Below are 16,713 nucleotides of genomic sequence, written 5' to 3'. Positions count from 1 at the left end.
TCCCGGCTCGCGCTGCGCTTAGTCGGGCTACAGGTTTCCAGCCGTCTGCACGCCGGTAGCCCGGACAAGGCGCGTCAAGCGCCGCCTCCGGGAATGCTGTCAGGCTAAAGGCGGTTAACCATTCCCGGGTATATTCTTATGGTGAATTGAGATCGCTATCACGTATATTTCTTCCTGAAATGTGATCTGAATTATAATTATTCCTTAATCCCTCTCCTCGTTTTATTTCTGTCCGGATGTCTGGACAAAATTTAGTATTGTTGTTTACGCCTCTGCTACTTATATTTATCCTCAATGATTTATGTAGCGCTCGCGTGGTATCGCGCTGGCCTCCAGACATTAATCTGGTATGCAATAAGGGTAAATAATGCAAATGATTACCTCACGACAGAACAGATTATTGAAATTTCTCCTGCCCCGCAGAGAATACGTTACGCTGATGAAAATTGCTGAATATTTAAATGTTTCAGAAAAAACGGTTCAGCGTGATTTACGCTTTTTAGAACAGTGGTTATCTGAGTGGAAAATGACTATCGACAAACGCTCAGGCGCCGGCGTGATGCTGATCGCTGATAATGTCACGGATCTGCTGCAATTAGACCAATTACTCGGTAACGAGGGGGAGGACAGCGATGTCATGATGAATAACTCCCGGCGTGTGAAAATTGCTTCGCAGCTCTTAAGTGAGACTCCGCGGGAGACATCAATTAATAAGCTCTCTGAGCGTTATTTTATCAGTAGTGCATCTATCGTTAATGATCTGAAAATTATTGAGTCATGGATTGCTCCGCTCGGCTTAACGCTGATTCGTAGCCAGAGCGGGACGCATATTGAAGGCAGCGAAAACAGCGTCCGCCAGGCGATGGCGTCGTTAATTAATGGGGTGATTAATCATAATGAGCCCGGCTGTATTATCCATTCCCGGCTGGACTCAGGAAGCTATAAAGCGCTGGTGCATTATTTTGGTGAGGATGACGTTTTATTTGTACAGTCATTATTACAGGAAATGGAGCGCAAGCTGTGCTGGTCATTAGGCGAACCGTATTATGTGAATATTTTTACCCATATCCTCATTATGATGTATCGCATTACCCGTGGGAATGCCTTACCGCGGCGTGAACAGGGGCAGCAGATTTTTGATGAGACGATATTTAGCGTTGCCCAGAATATGCTGCGAAAAATTGAACACCGTATTGACCATTCGCTGCCGGAAGATGAAGTCTGGTTTATTTATCAGTACATCATCTCCTCTGGCGTTGTGGTGGAAGAGCGAGATGATGTCAGCATGGTGCGCTATATGCATTCTAGCGATGAGGCCCGACAAATTACCGATCGTCTGATTAGCGCTTTTTCCACCATGATTGATCTCGATTTAACCGCCGATCGCGCGTTATACGATGGCCTGCTCATTCATATCAAGCCGCTCATTAACCGCCTTAACTTTCGGATTTATATTCGTAACCCTCTGCTTGAGGATATCAAGGGCGAGCTGACGGACGTGTGGCCGCTCACCCAGCGGGCGGTCAATCAGGTTTTTAGCCGCTGGGGCGAGCGTGCGGTTTCCGACGACGAGATTGGCTATCTCACCGTTCATTTCCAGGCGGCGATGGAAAGACAGGTCGCCAGTAAGCGAGTTCTGCTGGTTTGTTCTACCGGAATCGGCACATCTCACCTGTTGAAAAGTAGAGTGTTAAGAGCGTTTCCTGACTGGACCATCGTCGGCGTGGTTTCGGCAAGCAGCCTGCATACCCTTCAGCCGCAGGACAAGATTGAACTGGTTATTTCGACGATCAATCTGCCGGAAATAGCTCTGCCGGTAGTCTATGTTAGCGCATTTTTTAATGATGCCGATATCCGGCGGGTTACGGAAAAAATCGTTACCGACAAATTACATCGTGCGGCAATATCTGCTGTAGATAATGAAGTTTTATATCCATGAGGTAAAGAATATGGACATAACCAGGATTTTAAACACCAAACGCGTTTTGTTAGATATGCACGCTACGAATAAAGCGGAAGCCATCGAGGAGTTAACCGACTTATTACAAAAAGACGGGGCGATAAGCTGTCGAGAAACCTTTATTCAGGATGTCTGGCAGCGTGAGTCGGAAGGCTCAACGGGGTTTGAAAATCATATTGCGATCCCGCATGGAAAGTCGTCCGCCGTTGTTAATACCACCCTTGCCATTGGCCGCACCCGGCAGGATATCGCCTGGGAAACGCTGGACGGCAGCCAGGTACGCTGCATTATTTTATTTGCCGTTCGTCTGGAAGATCAAAATACCACCCATATTCGCCTGTTGTCCCAGGTCGCCGGAGCGCTGGCGGATGATGACATTATTGAACAACTGCTCAAAGAAACCAGTCCGCAGAGGATTATTGATCTGTTTAACCAATATGCCGAGTCGGACATTTACTAACAATAACTAGCGGAGTCCGAGATGAATATTGTCTGTGTTGCTGCCTGTACCGCAGGTATTGCTCATACTTATATTGCACGTGAGAAGCTGATTAAAGGTGCGAAAGCGCTGGGCCACAATGTCAAAGTCGAAACCCAGGGAACCATTGGTACTGAAAATGAACTGGCGGCGGAAGATATTGACGCTGCGGATGTCGTTATTCTTGCCATTGATGTGAAAATTAAAGGCGAAGAGCGTTTTAAAAATAAACGGATTGTCAGAGTAAAAACGGAAGTCGTGATTAAGTCGCCGATTCAGTTTATCGAAAAGGTCGAAAAATCCTTAGCGAATGCCTGATCCTTAATCTGGAGGGATCTACCATGAGTGAGAATAAAATTCCCGTCTCACAGGAAATTAAGAAGCATTTATTAACCGGTATTTCATGGATGATACCGCTGATCGTCGCCGCCGGGATCTGTATCGCGCTGGGACAAGTCCTTGGCGGGACGAACGTTGGCGAGAAAACCGGCACCATTCCGTGGATGTTAAACCAAATCGGCGGCTGGGGAATGGGGCTGATTGTGCCCTTGATCTGCGCCGCTATCGCTTACTCCATTGCCGATCGTCCTGGATTCGCTCCGGGTTTGATCGTGGGTTTTGTCTGCGGGCAAATTCATACCGGTTTTATTGGCGGCATGCTGGGCGGATTCCTCGTGGGCTACACGGTACTGGCGCTAAAACACTATATTCGGCTGCCGAAGTCGATGCAGGGGCTGATGCCGATTATGGTGCTGCCGGTATTAAGCACCATCATTAGCGGTTTGCTGATGATGACCCTGATCGGCAAGCCCATTGCCTGGCTGCAGGACGCGCTGATTCACATGCTGGAGTCGATGCAGGGCGGCTCGCGTTTCCTGCTGGGCGCCATCCTTGGCGCCATGGCGACCTTCGACTTCGGCGGTCCGGTGAATAAAACCATGTCGCTGTTTGCCGATGGTCTGCTGGTCAGCGGCGTTTACGGCCCGGAAGCGGTGAAGTTTGTGGGTTCGATAATCCCGCCGTTCGGCATCACCCTCTCGTTTCTGCTGACCCGCCATAAATACACCCGTGCCGAACGCGAAGCCCTGAAGGCCGCGTTCCCGATGGGGATCTGCATGATCACCGAAGGGGTGATCCCCATCGCCGCCCGCGATCTGCTGCGCGTCGTGGGATCCTGCGTGGTGGCGTCAGCGGTGGCCGGTGGCCTGATCATGACCTGGGGCGTGGAGAGTCCGGTGCCGCACGGTGGGATGTTTGTGGTGCCGCTCTTTACGCATCCCCTGCTGTTCTGCCTCTCTCTGGCGATTGGCACCGTGATTTGCGGTGTGATGCTCTCGCTGTGGAAAAAGCCGGTAACCGAGCGCGATGAAGAGTTTGATGAGCTGAACGACCAAAAGGTCAAAGACGACGAAATCACCTTTACCCTCGAATAAACGGAGGCCCTATGTTTGCCGATATGAAAAGTATGGTGATCAAAGCCTGGTGTGAACGGTATGCCCTGCTGGCGATTAACTGCATGAACCTGGAAAGCGCACGCGCGGCGGTGCGCGTGGCGGAAAAACATCGCGCGCCGATTATTCTCAACCTGTATCAGGGGCATCTGTCGCACTTTCCGGCGACGACGGCGGCGGCGGTAGTCAGGGTACTGGCGGAGGAGGCGAGCGTACCCGTGACGTTAAGTCTCGATCACGGCAAAGAGCCGATAAAAATACGTCAGGCTTTCCGCGCCGGATTTAGCGGGTTAATGATCGATGCTTCGGCGTTCGCGCTGGCGGAGAACATCCGCCAGACCCGAGAGGTCGCTGAACTGGCCGTCAGCGTTGGGCTGTGCGTGGAGGGCGAACTGGGGCACCTGGCGGATGCGCCGCGCTACGACCAGGCCAGCAATGCCGATTTAATGACCCAGCCGCAGGACGTCCCTCCCTTTATCGAACAGACCGGGATTGACCTGCTGGCGGTCTCCGTAGGAACCGCCCACGGTATGTACGCCCCCGGCGTAAAACCGATGCTCGATTTCGACCGCCTGGCGCAGATACAGCGCGCGTCATCCGTGCCGCTGGCGCTGCACGGCGGGAGCGGTACGCCGTTCGAGCAGCTGCAACGTTGCCCGGAATTCGGGGTCGCAAAAATCAACGTTGGGGCGGCGGTATTTGAAGCGGGGAAAGCGGCGCTGCTGCACACCCTGTGCCACGACAGCACCATTGAGCTGGCCGATGCGCTATCGGTGATGGAGCAGGCCAGCGCTGACGCCATCGTTCCCTATTTACACGCATCCGGCTCAATCAACAAAGCCTGATTAAATCTCAGTAAGGCCTTCCATGCCGGCGCCCGTATGCCCTGGCAGGACTTACCACACCCTGAAACTGGAGAATAACGATGTTAGTTTCAATGCACGAATTACTTAAACCCACCCGTGAACATGGTTTTGCTATCGGCGCATTTAACGTGGCGGATAGCTGTTTTATTCGCGCCGTGGTGGAAGAGGCGGAAGCGACAAATACGCCGGCGATTATTTCCATTCACCCCAGCGAGCACGATTTTGTTGGCGACGCGTTTTTTAGCTACGTGCGGGATATCACCCAGCGCAGCCGCGTGCCTTTCACCCTGCATCTGGATCATGGCGCCTCGGTGGAACATGTCCTGCGCGCCATTCAGTGTGGCTTCACCTCGGTCATGATCGATGGTTCGCTGCTGCCTTATGAAGAAAACGTGGCCCTGACCCGCGAAGTGGTGCAGCTGGCGCACGCGGTGGGCGTGTCGGTCGAAGGTGAGCTGGGGACCATCGGCCAGACCGGAACCTCTGTGGAAGGCGGCGTGTCAGAAGTCACCTATACCGACCCGGCGCAGGCGGAAGATTTTGTCGCCCGTACCGGCGTGGATACGCTGGCGGTAGCGATTGGCACCGCGCACGGTATCTATCCGAAGGGGATGCAGCCGGAGCTGCAGATGCACATTCTGCGCGATATCGCCGGGCGTCTGTCGATTCCGCTGGTGCTGCACGGCGGCTCGGCTAATCCGGATGCGGAAATTGCGGAATCCGTTACGCTTGGCGTCGGCAAAATCAATATTTCCAGCGATATGAAATATGCCTATTTCCAGAAAGTGCGCGAAATTCTGACAAAAGAGACATGGTGGGATCCGAATGTCATTTATCCGGAACCGATTAACGCCGCGCGGAAGGTGATTCGCCACAAAATGAAGCTCTTTGGCTCTACCGGCAAGGCCAGCCTGTACTAATCCCCCGGCGGGGCGGGGAAACCTGCCTCGCTATGAATAAGGAGGCCGGTATGAAGTATTTGGGGCTGGATATTGGCGGGAGCAAAATCGCCGCCGTAGTGATGGATGAACAAGGCCATGAATGGAGGCGTTTTCACGTTGAAACGCGAAAACAGACCCGGCAGCAGTTTATCGCGACGCTGGTGGCGTTAATCACCGCGATTGGGGATGAGCTGGCTCAGCCTTTGGCTATCGGTATCGCTCTGCCGGGGAGTATCTCCCCGCAGACCGGCAAGATCCGCAATGCCAATATTCAGGTCATCAACGGCTGCCGCTTACAGGATGAGCTTGAGCAGCGCCTGGGCCAGCCGGTTGTGCTGGCGAACGATGGCAACTGTTTCGCCTTATCAGAAGCCTGCGATGGCGCAGGAGCCGATTATTCGCTGGTGTTTGGCATGACGCTGGGGACCGGATGCGGGGGCGGTATTGCGCTTAATCGCCAGATTTTCCCCGGCGCGTCAGGGATTGCGGCGGAGTGCGGGCATATCACGCTGCCGGGATATCAGGAGGTCAACGATGGGCCGCCCGAGCGCTGCTACTGCGGAAAATATAACTGCGTCGAGTCCTTTATTTCCGGCACCGGGCTGAGCGCGCGCTATCGTTTGATGACCCGGCAGGCGCTCAGCAGTCAGGCTATTATCGCCCGGGCGCTGGAGGGCGAGCATGCCGCCTGCGAGCAGGTGCTGCGCTTTCGCCAGCAGCTGGCGCGGACGCTGGCGACGGTGGTGAATCTTATCGATCCCGGCGTGATTGTTCTCGGCGGCGGTCTGTCTAACGTGGCGCTGCTGGTGAACGACCTGGAGGCGGATGTCGCCCCGCTGGTGTTTACCGACCATTTCACCACCCCCATCGTGCCTGCCCGACATGGTGACAGTAGCGGCATGCGCGGCGCCGCCTGGCTGGCCGTCCGAAGCGGAGTCGAAAATGAAACGTTCACAGATTAACTACGCGATTGATAAAGCGCATGCTATCGCCGAGTCCTTTCGCATTTGCTTACCCGAGTTTGCCTGCTTTACCGCCGATATCTGGGCGAAAAAGCGGTTTGAAGAGTGGCGAGAAGTTCGGGATCTACAGCTTGGCTGGGATATTACCGATTTTGGCAGCGGCCGTTTTCAGGAAACCGGACTGACGCTGTTGACCCTGCGTAACGGCGCGCCGGGCGATTCGCGCTATCCCAAGCCCTACGCCGAGAAGATGTTGCAGATTCAGCAGGATCAGCAAACCCCCTGGCATTTTCATTATCACAAAATGGAAGATATTCTGAACCGCGGCGGCGGCCGGCTCTGTCTGCAGCTGGCATGGGCGACAGAAGATGAACGGCTGGATATGCAGCGCAGCGTGAGCGTCGCGGTTGATGGCCGCCAGCGCACGCTGAAACCGGGATACACCCTGGTTCTTAACCCCGGGCAGGGCGTTTGCCTGCCGCCCACGCTGTACCACCGTTTTTGGGCTGAAAACGCGCTGGTGATGGGCTGGGAAATTTCGATGGTGAACGATGATAAGCGCGACAACCGTTTTCTGGAAGATAGCGGCCGCTTCCCGATGATTCAGGAAGATGAACCGAAAAAATGGTTATTGTGCAGTGAATACGGGCGCTGAAAAGAGATAGACGTTGTCGAATCCATCACCCTCCTTACCGGAGGGTTTTTTTATTCCATTTTGTCTAAAAAAGTAACGTTCATTTCATTCTGGTGATTGATGCCACAGACGCCAGCGCCGCCGGGTGATAGCGTAGTTTAGCGCTGAGAGGAGCCCGGTATGGATTTAGAAAACATCTTTCGTGACGTTAAGCTAAGCAAAACGGAAATGACCGTGCTGCGTTTTATTCAGAACGATCCTGAGCAATGCGTTCGCGAAGGGATCCGCGCCGTGGCGGAGCACTGTTATAGCAATCCCTCTTCGCTGGTACGCCTGGCGAAGAAGCTGAAATTCAGCGGCTGGCTGGAGCTGGTCTATTTTATTAAATTCAATATCACTATGCCCAAACTCGATGTGACCAACGACATCGATTATATGAGCATTCAGCCGGTGGAGCGGATAACGCCATTGCTGGAAAGCCTGCAACATCACCGCATTTTGATTCACGGCAGCGGGTTTTCGCAGCTGATCGCCCAGTATATTTATAATAAATTTTTGGTGACCGGGGTGAATGCCAGCCTCGCGCTGTGGCCGGATTACGAAATCCTCGAGCAGAAGAACGCCGCCAAATTTGATTCGATCTGGATTATTTCCAAATCCGGACGCAGCAGTTCGGCGCTGAACTGGGTGAAGGCGCTGGAAGGGAAAGAGATTAACCTGGTCTGCTTTACCGGCGATTATCAAAGCCCGCTGGCGCAGGCGGCGGATACGGCGTTTATCATCCATGATCCGCAGAAGTTCGATGATGATATTTACTGGAGTAACCCCTTTTTTGGCTACTGCATACTCGGCTTTGAGCGGCTGCTGAAGATGTGGTTTATGCAGACGGGGATCCCCGGAGGCGGCGCCTGAGGCGCCTGTCCGGGCTACCGGCCCTCAGTCGGCGATGAACCCGTAGCCCGGTCAGCGCAGCGCCACCGGGATGAAACAGAGTAGATGTCTCAGGCCCGGCACATTTCCCGGAGGCGGCGCGACGCGCCTGTCCGGGCTACCGATCCGCAGACGGCGGTGAATCCGTAGCCCGGTCAGCGCAGCGCCACCGGGATGCAACAGAGTAGATGTCTCAGGCCCGGCACATTCCCCGGATAAGGCGTTAGCCGCCATCCGGGGGATTTCACCGGGCGTTTATTGCCAGTCGGCGAACTGCTTATCGTCGAGATAGGCTTCAACCAGCGTTTTTGCCAGCGAATAAGAGCCGACCAGCGGATGCGCCATCAGCGCCCGTACCGCCAGCGATTTATCGCGCTGCAGAATGGCCGCCACCGCCAGCCGCTCATACTCTTTCACGCTGGCGATCATATTCTTCTGCGCCGTCGGCACATGCTTCGGCGTCACCGGCTTCAGGCCCTCTTTGCTCAGGTCGCAGCTGATCTCAATCACATCATCCGGGCGCAGGAAGTCCAGCGTGCCGTTGTTGGGCATCGATACCACGATGCGCTTGGTGGTGGTGCTGTTCACCGCCTCCAGAATATCCAGCGCCACGCCGGCGTAGCCGCCGGTATCCGGCTCCTCGATAAACTGCTTTAAGGTCAACGGCTCGCGGGTATGGAATTTTTCCTGCTGCGACTCGTTCTGCATATAGCTATTTTCCCGGCGCAGATAGTGCTTCATCCAGATGGTAAACGCCGCTTCCGGGTTGGCTTTGACATCAACGGTCAGCAGCGCTTCGCGCATATCGTGATTGATGCGCGCAATCTGCTCGCCGCGGGTTTCCGGCGCATTCTGAATCGCTTTCAAAGCCACTTCGCGATAGTAGTAGTAGTAAAGATATTCATTAAGCAGCTGCTTATCGCATAGCTGAACCAGCTCCGGCGAAAAGTACTGCATCGCCGTCTTGCGATACAGGTCCGGGCTGGCGATCAGGCGCTCGGTGACATCCTCGCCGCGCACGGTGAAATGGGTAAACCAGGAGAAGTGGTTCAGCCCGTAGCACTCGACGCCGAGATCGCGCTCGTCGCAGCCGAGGATCTCGGGCAGCTCGCGAATCAGCTCCGACGGGGCATCGCAGATGCCGTACACCCGACGCTTAAAGCCGGATTTGATAATCGCCTCGGTGACCAGCCCTGACGGGTTGGTGAAGTTAAACAGAATGGCATCTTCGGCGGCGTGCTCTTCAATCAGGCGGCAGTAGTGAAGAATCGCCGGAATGGAACGCATCGCCATGGCGAAACCGCCCGCGCCGGTGGTCTCCTGGCCCAGCGTGTTGTGCGCCAGGGCGATACGCTCGTCGCGGATCCGGCTCTCATCGCCGCCCACCCGCAGGGTGGTTATCACATAGTGGCTATTTTTTAGCGCCGGCACCGGGTCGCTGGTTACGCTGAAATGAATATCCGGGCGAATGGCATTAAACACATAGCGGGCGATCTCGCCGAATATTGTCAGATTCTCCGCGGAGCTGTCGAGAAAGACCACTTCCGTTAAACCAATGCGATGCGCGTTATATGCCAGAGATTTCGCCAGAAACGCAGAGCGAACGCCGCCCCCGCCTAATACGGTTAATTTCATAAATCACTCCCAATTAATTTTCTGCTAGCCAGCTATCAACCCGGGAACGAACCTGTCCCACTTTGACGCCGTAAATAACCTGAACTTCATTTCGATTTCGTACTACGCCGTTTGCGCCGGTGCTTTTTAATATCGTATCGTCAACCAGATCCATATTATGAATAGCGACGCGCAGGCGGGTAAAACAGTTGTCGACGGAAATAATGTTCTCTTTACCACCCAGACCATTAATAATTTCGTTGGTGACCGACTGCGGTTCGCCCATTTTTTTTCGGTAATCAGCTTTGCTATATAACTTCACGTTTTCATCGTCTTCACGACCCGGCGTTTTAAGATTCAACTTAACGACCAGCGTGCGGAAGATAACGTAGTAAACGGCGAACTGACCAATCCCGATAAGCACGTAGCCGGGCCAGCGGGTCAGGGAGACCGGCAGCGGCAGGTTGTAAATCAGGAACTCAATCAGCCCGGAAGCGCCCCAGGGACGCACGGTAAAGATGTCGCAAATCGCCTGCGAGGCCGCGGTTAACGTGGCGTGGATCACCCACAGCAGCGGCGAAACGAACAGGAAGGTAAACTCAATCGGCTCGGTGATGCCGGTGAGCATAGAGGTGATAATGGCCGGTAGCAGAATCGCTTTGGCCATCATTTTTTTCTCCGGTTTCGCCGTGTGGTAGAACGCCAGCGAGGCGCCGGCCAGGCCGAAGATAGTGGTCATCCCCTGCTGCGAGAAACGCAGCGCCTCGTTCATCACCGGGGTTAAATCCGGGTGGCGCATATAGGCGAGGAAAATCGCCTGGGTGCCGGAGACGACCTGGCCGTCGACGTTCAGCGTACCGCCGATTTGCGTGAGCTGGAACGGCGACCAGACGAAGTGGTGCAGGCCGGTGGGGATGAGGAATTTTTCAAAGAAGCCGTAGACGAAGACTCCCGCCACGCCGGCGTTTTTCATAAAGCCGGTCAGCGCCGCGATGCCGTGGGTCATAAACGGCCAGATCCAGGTAAAGGCGATGGCGTAGAAAATGACGACCGGGGTCATCGCCACCAGCGTCAGCTTGGCTCCGCCGTACATGGAGAGCGCGCCGGGCAGTTCAATCGTCGACACTTTGTTATGCACCCAGGCGATGGTGCAGCCGAGAATAATCCCGAGGAAGACCCCCATATCGACTACCACAAACCCCAGCAGCTGAGTCTGCCCGGTACCGTAATATTCGCCGTTAATTTTTTCCGCGAGTCCGTGGGTATGCTCCAGCCACGAGTGGTTGGCGCCAAGAAACATGATAAAACACATCACCGACACCAGCGCCACTTCGGTTTTTTTATCTTTTGCCAGGCCATAGCTGATGCCGACGCAAAAAAGTAATCCCAGATTGCCGAATAAAGGCCAGAAAGTATCGCCGAGCAGCTGGCCGAGCTGGTGTAAAAAGCTGGTCTCCGAAATTAATGTTGGGTTGGTTAAGACTGAACTGAGTGCCAAAATTAAGCCGATGACCGGCAAGAACAATACTGCACCGATCATTGCTCTGGAGAATTTTTGCATATTCTCCAGAATACGTTGACGTATTACAGACATGGTCGTTCCTTTATTTTTGTATACCCGTCATACTTCAAGTTGCTTATGTGTTAGCTACGGATTACTCGGCCCATCCAAGGGCCTCGCCCTCACGGGCCGTCGCAAGCGACGTTCAAATCTGCTCCCGGCAGATTTGTCGCTCACCCCAGTCACATAGTTATCTATGCTCCTGGGGACTCACTCCCTTGCCGCCTTTAAGCAACTCGAATTATTTTGGGTATAGGTTCAGGGACTTTAATTATTTTTTTAACTTCCAGTATTTTTGTTATAGCAAGTCCGCTATTTGAAAGGAACAGGTTGCGGGAAATAGGTACAAACAGCCGCTTAATGGCAACAGGTTTCGCGAATGGAACAGGCCCCTCTCCCGTGGGGGGAGAGGGAGAGGGGAAGTCAGGGAGTCGTTGTCGCCGGCGCTGAAGGGGGCTGGGTGCTGGTGACCTCCCCGTTGCGCATCACCTGCGCCACCTGCTGTTTCTCCATATTTATCGCGCTCAGCTGGCCGTTGACGGTCGGCTTCAGCGGCGCATCCGCCAGCACGCTGCCGGTCGCCGTCAGCTGAAGGTTACCGTCGCCGGAAACCGGCAGCGCGGGCCATCCCCAGGCCTGCAAAATATTCAGCGGCACGCCGCGACCGTTCAGGCTCAGGTTGACCAGGCGCTGCGGGAGCTGCGACACCGCCGCGGTGGCTTGCAGGATCCCTCGCTCGGTAAAGGCGCTGAGCTCGTTAACGTTCACCGTGGAGGCATTGGCGCTCAGCTTCAGCGACGGGCGGCGGACATCAATACGATTAAAGGTCGCGGCGGCGGCGTTCAGCGTCGCGCTACCGCTCCACACGCCCCAGCTGCGGTTTTTCACCAGCTGCAGCTCGCCGCCGTAGCCGTCGAGCGCGGTGATTTGCCACGGGAACGCCGGTTCAATATCGATAATCAGGTTGCGGCTGGCGCTGAACTTTCTCAGCGTCAGGCTTTGCAGCCAGTCGGGCAGCGGCGCCATCCACAGCTGCTTCCAGTTGGTTGGCAGCGTATATTCCAGCCCGGCGAACGCCGCGTCATCCAGCACCAGCGCATGGCCGGCGCGCAGCCAGTTGCCGGACGTGCGCACCATGCCGCCCTCCCAGCGTGAGGTGAACTGGCGCAGCGCGATGCCCTGCGGCGAGAATCCGGCGTTAAGGATCGGGTCGAGGAAGTGCAGCGAGCCGTAAATAAATTCGTTAGCGTTCATCGACAGCGTACCCTCCTGGCTTTGCCAGTCGCCGCGGCTCAGGGTGAGGTTGCGCAGGTTAAGATCGAGGCCGGCGATCGCCCAGTCAGGCCCCTGCAGGCTGGCGTCGGTCACATCAAGGCGGCCAATCTGTAGTGACGGCAGGGTGGTCAGCGGCGCGAAAAAGTCGGCGAGTGATTTATCGCTTTGCAGGCGAATCTCGTTGAGCCGCAAATTATCGACCTGCCAGCCGCCGTCGGCGCTGCGTTTCGCCGTGCCGGTGAGCGTACCGCGGGCGACGTCCGCGCCAATGGTCGAGAGGGACACTTCGCCGTTATCAATATTCCCCTGAATCAGCACGTTGCTGGCTTCAATACCGTTGAGCGTCATCGACCCGGCGCTCATCTGAATCTGCGTTTTCTTGCCGAGCACGTTGCCCGCTTCCGGCGCCCACGGGCTGACGCCGCCGGTGACGCGCTGCGCGCTCAGATCCCAGTCGCTCTCCGGGCTGTTGAACGCCATATTGCGCAACTGGAGACGGTCGGCGGCGAATGGCAGCGCCGCGGAAGAAGGGGAGAAGTTCAGCGTGCCGTCGCTGAGGACGATTTCGTCAGCATGCAGCGGGTCGCTAAACTGGCGGCTGCTAAACCCGATATCCACCGTTTGCGCCACCAGCGTGGCGGGTTTGCCGTCGCGTCCGAGGGTGACGTTTTGCAGCTGCAGGTGCAGTGGCGAGGAGAAATTATGGTCCATCTTGTTGAAAGAGACCTTCCAGCCGGTACCGTCGCTTAGCCAGGCGCTGGCCTGGCGCCCGCCCCACTGGGTTTGCAGCAGGAAGTAAGCGGCAATAATCACCACCAGCAGGGCAATCAGCAGCCAGAGAATCAGCTTTCTGAGAAATTTCATGGTCTTCGATCCTGAGCGAGGCACATAAGGCTGTTATGCCCGAATTATGCGCAATCCTCAAGACAGGAATTGTGTAATGAGATGATGTGAGGTTGATGATGCTGACGCTCCGGCCAGCATCGCGTGGCCGGAGCGTCAGAGAGGATCAGTTTTTCTCTGGCGGGAAAATCAGATTCAGAATAATCGCCGTGATGCCGCCAGCAGCGATACCGGAGGAGAGCAGATTCTTCAGCCAGTCAGGGGCGAACTGCAGGATCAGCGGCTGCTGGGAAACCCCGAGGCCGACGGCCAGCGACAGGGCGATAATCAGGATCGCGCGGCGGTTCAGCGGCTCGCGGGAGACGATACGCACGCCGGAGGCGGCAATAGTGCCGAACATCACCAGCGTCGCGCCGCCGAGCACCGGCTCAGGAATATGCTGCACGAAGCCGCTTACCGCCGGGAACAGGCCGAGCACGATCAGCATCAGCGCGACCACGAAACCGACATAGCGGCTGGCGACGCCGGTCAGCTGTATCACGCCGTTGTTCTGGCCAAAGCAGGAGTTCGGAAAGGTGTTGAATACCGCCGAAACAAACGAGTTCAGACCGTTGGCCAGCACGCCGCCCTTCAGACGCTTCATATATAGCGGGCCGGAAACCGGCTGCTCGGAGACGTCAGAGGTGGCGGTAATATCGCCGATGGTTTCCAGCGAGGTAATCATAAACACCAGCATCAGCGGCAGCAGCAGATTCCAGTCGATGCCTAACCCGTAGTACAGCGGCGTGGGTACCATAATCAGGCTGCTTTCCGTCGGCGCGGTATTGGCCGGCAGCATATCGAGTAGCCATGCCGCCAGGTAGCCGGCCGCCATCGCGATAACCAGCGAAGCGATGCGCAGGTACGGGTTGCGCTGGCGGTTAAGGATAATAATCAGCGCCAGCACGATCCCTGCCAGCAGCAGGTTTTTTGGCGCGCCGAAGGTGTGGTCGGCCATGGCGGCATAGCCGCCGCCGATGGAGGTCAGGCCAACCTGAATCAGCGACAGGCCGATAATCATCACCACCACGCCGGAGACCAGCGGGGTAATAATGCGGCGGGCGAGATGCAGAACGCGGGAGAGAACCATCTCTGTGCAGCTGGCCAGCATCAGGGTGCCGAACAGCGCGGCCATCATGGTCGGAACATCGGCGCCGCCGGTTTTCAAGGCGGTCCCGCCCATAATCAGCGGCGCGACGAAGTTAAAACTGGTGCCCTGAATCGAGAGCAGACCAGACCCCACCGGGCCCCAGGCTTTAATTTGAATGATGGAGGCCACGCCGGAGGCGAACAGGGACATGCTGATGATGTGTTGCGTATCCTGAGCCGGAAGGCCCAGAGCCTGGCAAATTAACAGCGCCGGAGTGATGACCGCGACAAACATCGCCAGCAGGTGCTGGAAGGCGGCGAACAGGGTTTGCGGTAGCGGCGGGCGGTCTTCAAGGCGGTAGATTAATTCGCTGGTTTGCTTATGCGCAACCGGTTGCGCATTTTCTGATTCTGCGGTGTTAACGGACATCACAACAATCCCAAAGGTGGCAAAGCGGGGATTTTATCGGACTGTAGACCAAAAGCAAACGTTTGCCACTCTTTAGCGGCAAATATTTAAGCAGGGAATAAGTGTCAAAAATTTATTAACATTTTGTATGCTTGATCGCATCATTATCCCTACAAAATATCTTTTCCTGTCCTTTTTTCCGTACTTCTGCTTAAAATCCCTTCCCGATTACTCATGATGAGAAGCAATCGACACCGGGAATACCGTCGCGTGTGAATGGATCATGCGCCTATAAGGAGCTCTTTTTTATGTTTCATCTCGATACCTTATCGACGCTCGTTGCCGCAACACTCGTGTTGCTACTGGGTAGAAAACTCGTTCAAACCGTCCCTTTCCTGAAGAAATACACCATTCCTGAACCCGTTGCGGGCGGCCTGCTGGTCGCGCTGGCGCTGCTGGTATTAAAGAAAAGCATGGATATCGAAATCGATTTCGATATGAGCCTCAAAGATCCGCTGATGCTGGCTTTCTTTGCCACTATCGGCCTGAACGCCAACCTCGCCAGCCTGCGCTCCGGCGGCAAAGTGCTGGGGACGTTCCTGATTGTGGTGGTGGGGCTGCTGCTGCTGCAAAACGCGCTCGGAATCGGCATGGCGAAGCTGCTTGGCCTCGACCCGCTGATGGGGCTGCTGGCCGGTTCGATTACCCTTTCCGGCGGCCACGGTACCGGCGCGGCGTGGAGTAAATTGTTTGTTGAACGCTATGGCTTTGCCAACGCTACCGAAGTGGCCATGGCTTGCGCAACCTTCGGCCTCGTCCTGGGCGGCCTGATCGGCGGACCGGTGGCGCGCTATCTGGTTAAGCACTCTTCCTCCCCGGACGGTACGCCGGACGATCAGCTCGCGCCGACCGCGTTTGAAAAGCCGGATATGGGGCGCATGATCACGTCGCTGGTGCTGATTGAGAGCATCGCGCTGATCGCCATCTGTTTAACGGTAGGGAAGATCGTTGCGCAACTGCTGGCGGGAACCGTATTTGAACTGCCCACCTTCGTTTGCGTGCTGTTTATCGGCGTGATCCTGAGCAATAGCCTGTCGGCGCTGGGCCTGTACCGCGTGTTCGACCGCGCGGTGTCGGTGCTGGGTAACGTCAGCCTGTCGCTATTCCTGGCGATGGCCCTGATGAGCCTGAAGCTGTGGGAGCTGGCGTCGCTGGCGCTGCCGATGATTATTATTCTGGCGGTTCAGGCAGTGGCTATGGCGCTGTATGCGGTGTTTGTGACCTACCGGATGATGGGAAAAAACTACGATGCCGCGGTGCTGGCAGCCGGCCACTGCGGTTTCGGCCTCGGCGCGACGCCGACGGCGATTGCCAACATGCAGGCGATTACCGACCGTTTCGGTCCGTCGCACATGGCGTTTCTGGTGGTGCCGATGGTGGGCGCGTTCTTTATCGATATCGTTAACGCGCTGGTGATTAAGCTCTATCTGCTGCTGCCGGTATTTGGCTGATAAAAACCCGGAGGCGGTGCGCTACGGGGTTGTGCGGTCTGCGGGCTGTAGCCCGGGTAAGGCGTTTACGCCGCAACCCGGGGATACTCCGGGATTTATACATCGACGCGGTTTCCCCCCGGCTCGCGCTGCGCTTAGCCGGGCTACGGG

At 55.8% G+C, this 16,713-nt stretch carries 14 protein-coding genes; 10 read left to right on the top strand and 4 right to left on the bottom strand.

Annotation, left to right across the window (positions count from 1 at the left end; translation table 11 throughout):
* Positions 1-367 precede the first annotated feature (367 nt).
* The 9 genes from ABLU87_RS04265 (at position 368) to ABLU87_RS04225 (ending at position 8,204) form a co-directional block, all read left to right on the top strand.
* A complete protein-coding gene (locus tag ABLU87_RS04265) occupies positions 368-1,939 on the top strand; it encodes a transcription antiterminator (RefSeq protein ID WP_042934225.1) in 1,572 nt (523 codons plus the stop codon).
* Between the two features lie 10 nt (positions 1,940-1,949).
* Positions 1,950-2,420 (top strand): fructose PTS transporter subunit IIA, encoded by a 471-nt coding sequence (locus ABLU87_RS04260; RefSeq protein ID WP_004126743.1) that lies wholly within the window; start codon positions 1,950-1,952, stop codon positions 2,418-2,420.
* A gap of 21 nt (positions 2,421-2,441) precedes the next feature.
* Complete coding sequence (locus tag ABLU87_RS04255) at positions 2,442-2,756, top strand: fructose PTS transporter subunit IIB (RefSeq protein WP_004126741.1); 315 nt, start codon at positions 2,442-2,444, stop codon at positions 2,754-2,756.
* Between the two features lie 23 nt (positions 2,757-2,779).
* Complete coding sequence (locus ABLU87_RS04250) at positions 2,780-3,871, top strand: PTS fructose transporter subunit IIC (protein WP_014227271.1); 1,092 nt, start codon at positions 2,780-2,782, stop codon at positions 3,869-3,871.
* A gap of 11 nt (positions 3,872-3,882) precedes the next feature.
* Positions 3,883-4,734 carry a class II fructose-bisphosphate aldolase gene (locus ABLU87_RS04245; RefSeq protein WP_122116995.1) on the top strand — a complete coding sequence of 284 codons (852 nt, stop codon included), beginning with the start codon at positions 3,883-3,885 and terminating at the stop codon, positions 4,732-4,734.
* 80 nt (positions 4,735-4,814) lie between these two features.
* Positions 4,815-5,675, top strand: coding sequence for a ketose-bisphosphate aldolase (locus tag ABLU87_RS04240; protein WP_014227269.1), 861 nt, complete (start codon positions 4,815-4,817; stop codon positions 5,673-5,675).
* 50 nt (positions 5,676-5,725) lie between these two features.
* Positions 5,726-6,658: an ROK family protein gene (locus tag ABLU87_RS04235; RefSeq protein WP_042946120.1), complete on the top strand. Its 933-nt coding sequence runs from the start codon at positions 5,726-5,728 to the stop codon at positions 6,656-6,658.
* Positions 6,639-7,313 carry a D-lyxose/D-mannose family sugar isomerase gene (locus tag ABLU87_RS04230; protein WP_042946119.1) on the top strand — a complete coding sequence of 225 codons (675 nt, stop codon included), beginning with the start codon at positions 6,639-6,641 and terminating at the stop codon, positions 7,311-7,313. Before ABLU87_RS04235 ends, ABLU87_RS04230 begins: the two co-directional genes overlap by 20 nt.
* 159 nt (positions 7,314-7,472) lie before the next feature.
* On the top strand, positions 7,473-8,204 hold the full coding sequence (locus tag ABLU87_RS04225; RefSeq protein WP_014227266.1) for an SIS domain-containing protein: 732 nt from the start codon (positions 7,473-7,475) through the stop codon (positions 8,202-8,204).
* Positions 8,205-8,477: 273 nt separating this feature from the next.
* On the opposite strand, the gene ABLU87_RS04220 is transcribed toward ABLU87_RS04225, so the two are convergent.
* The 4 genes from ABLU87_RS04220 to ABLU87_RS04205 form a co-directional block, all read right to left on the bottom strand.
* On the bottom strand, positions 8,478-9,857 hold the full coding sequence (locus tag ABLU87_RS04220; protein WP_014227265.1) for a glycoside hydrolase: 1,380 nt from the start codon (positions 9,855-9,857) through the stop codon (positions 8,478-8,480).
* A 13-nt stretch (positions 9,858-9,870) separates the two neighbouring features.
* Positions 9,871-11,430 carry a PTS transporter subunit EIIC gene (locus ABLU87_RS04215; protein ID WP_004855529.1) on the bottom strand — a complete coding sequence of 520 codons (1,560 nt, stop codon included), beginning with the start codon at positions 11,428-11,430 and terminating at the stop codon, positions 9,871-9,873.
* A gap of 390 nt (positions 11,431-11,820) precedes the next feature.
* Positions 11,821-13,536, bottom strand: a complete 1,716-nt coding sequence (locus ABLU87_RS04210; RefSeq protein ID WP_014227263.1) for an AsmA family protein — start codon at positions 13,534-13,536, stop codon at positions 11,821-11,823.
* 145 nt (positions 13,537-13,681) lie between these two features.
* On the bottom strand, positions 13,682-15,073 hold the full coding sequence (locus ABLU87_RS04205; RefSeq protein ID WP_004855527.1) for a uracil-xanthine permease family protein: 1,392 nt from the start codon (positions 15,071-15,073) through the stop codon (positions 13,682-13,684).
* Between the two features lie 287 nt (positions 15,074-15,360).
* On the opposite strand from ABLU87_RS04205, the gene gltS reads away from it, so the two are divergent.
* Entirely contained in the window at positions 15,361-16,563 is a 1,203-nt protein-coding gene (gene gltS, locus ABLU87_RS04200) for a sodium/glutamate symporter (RefSeq protein WP_014227262.1), read from the top strand.
* Positions 16,564-16,713 lie beyond the last annotated feature (150 nt).

This window comes from Klebsiella sp. CB_Kp196 (assembly GCF_040061575.1).
Taxonomy (GTDB): Bacteria; Pseudomonadota; Gammaproteobacteria; order Enterobacterales; family Enterobacteriaceae; genus Klebsiella; species Klebsiella michiganensis.
Note: the sequence above shows the minus strand (reverse complement) of the source record. Positions and strands in the feature narration are given on the sequence as shown.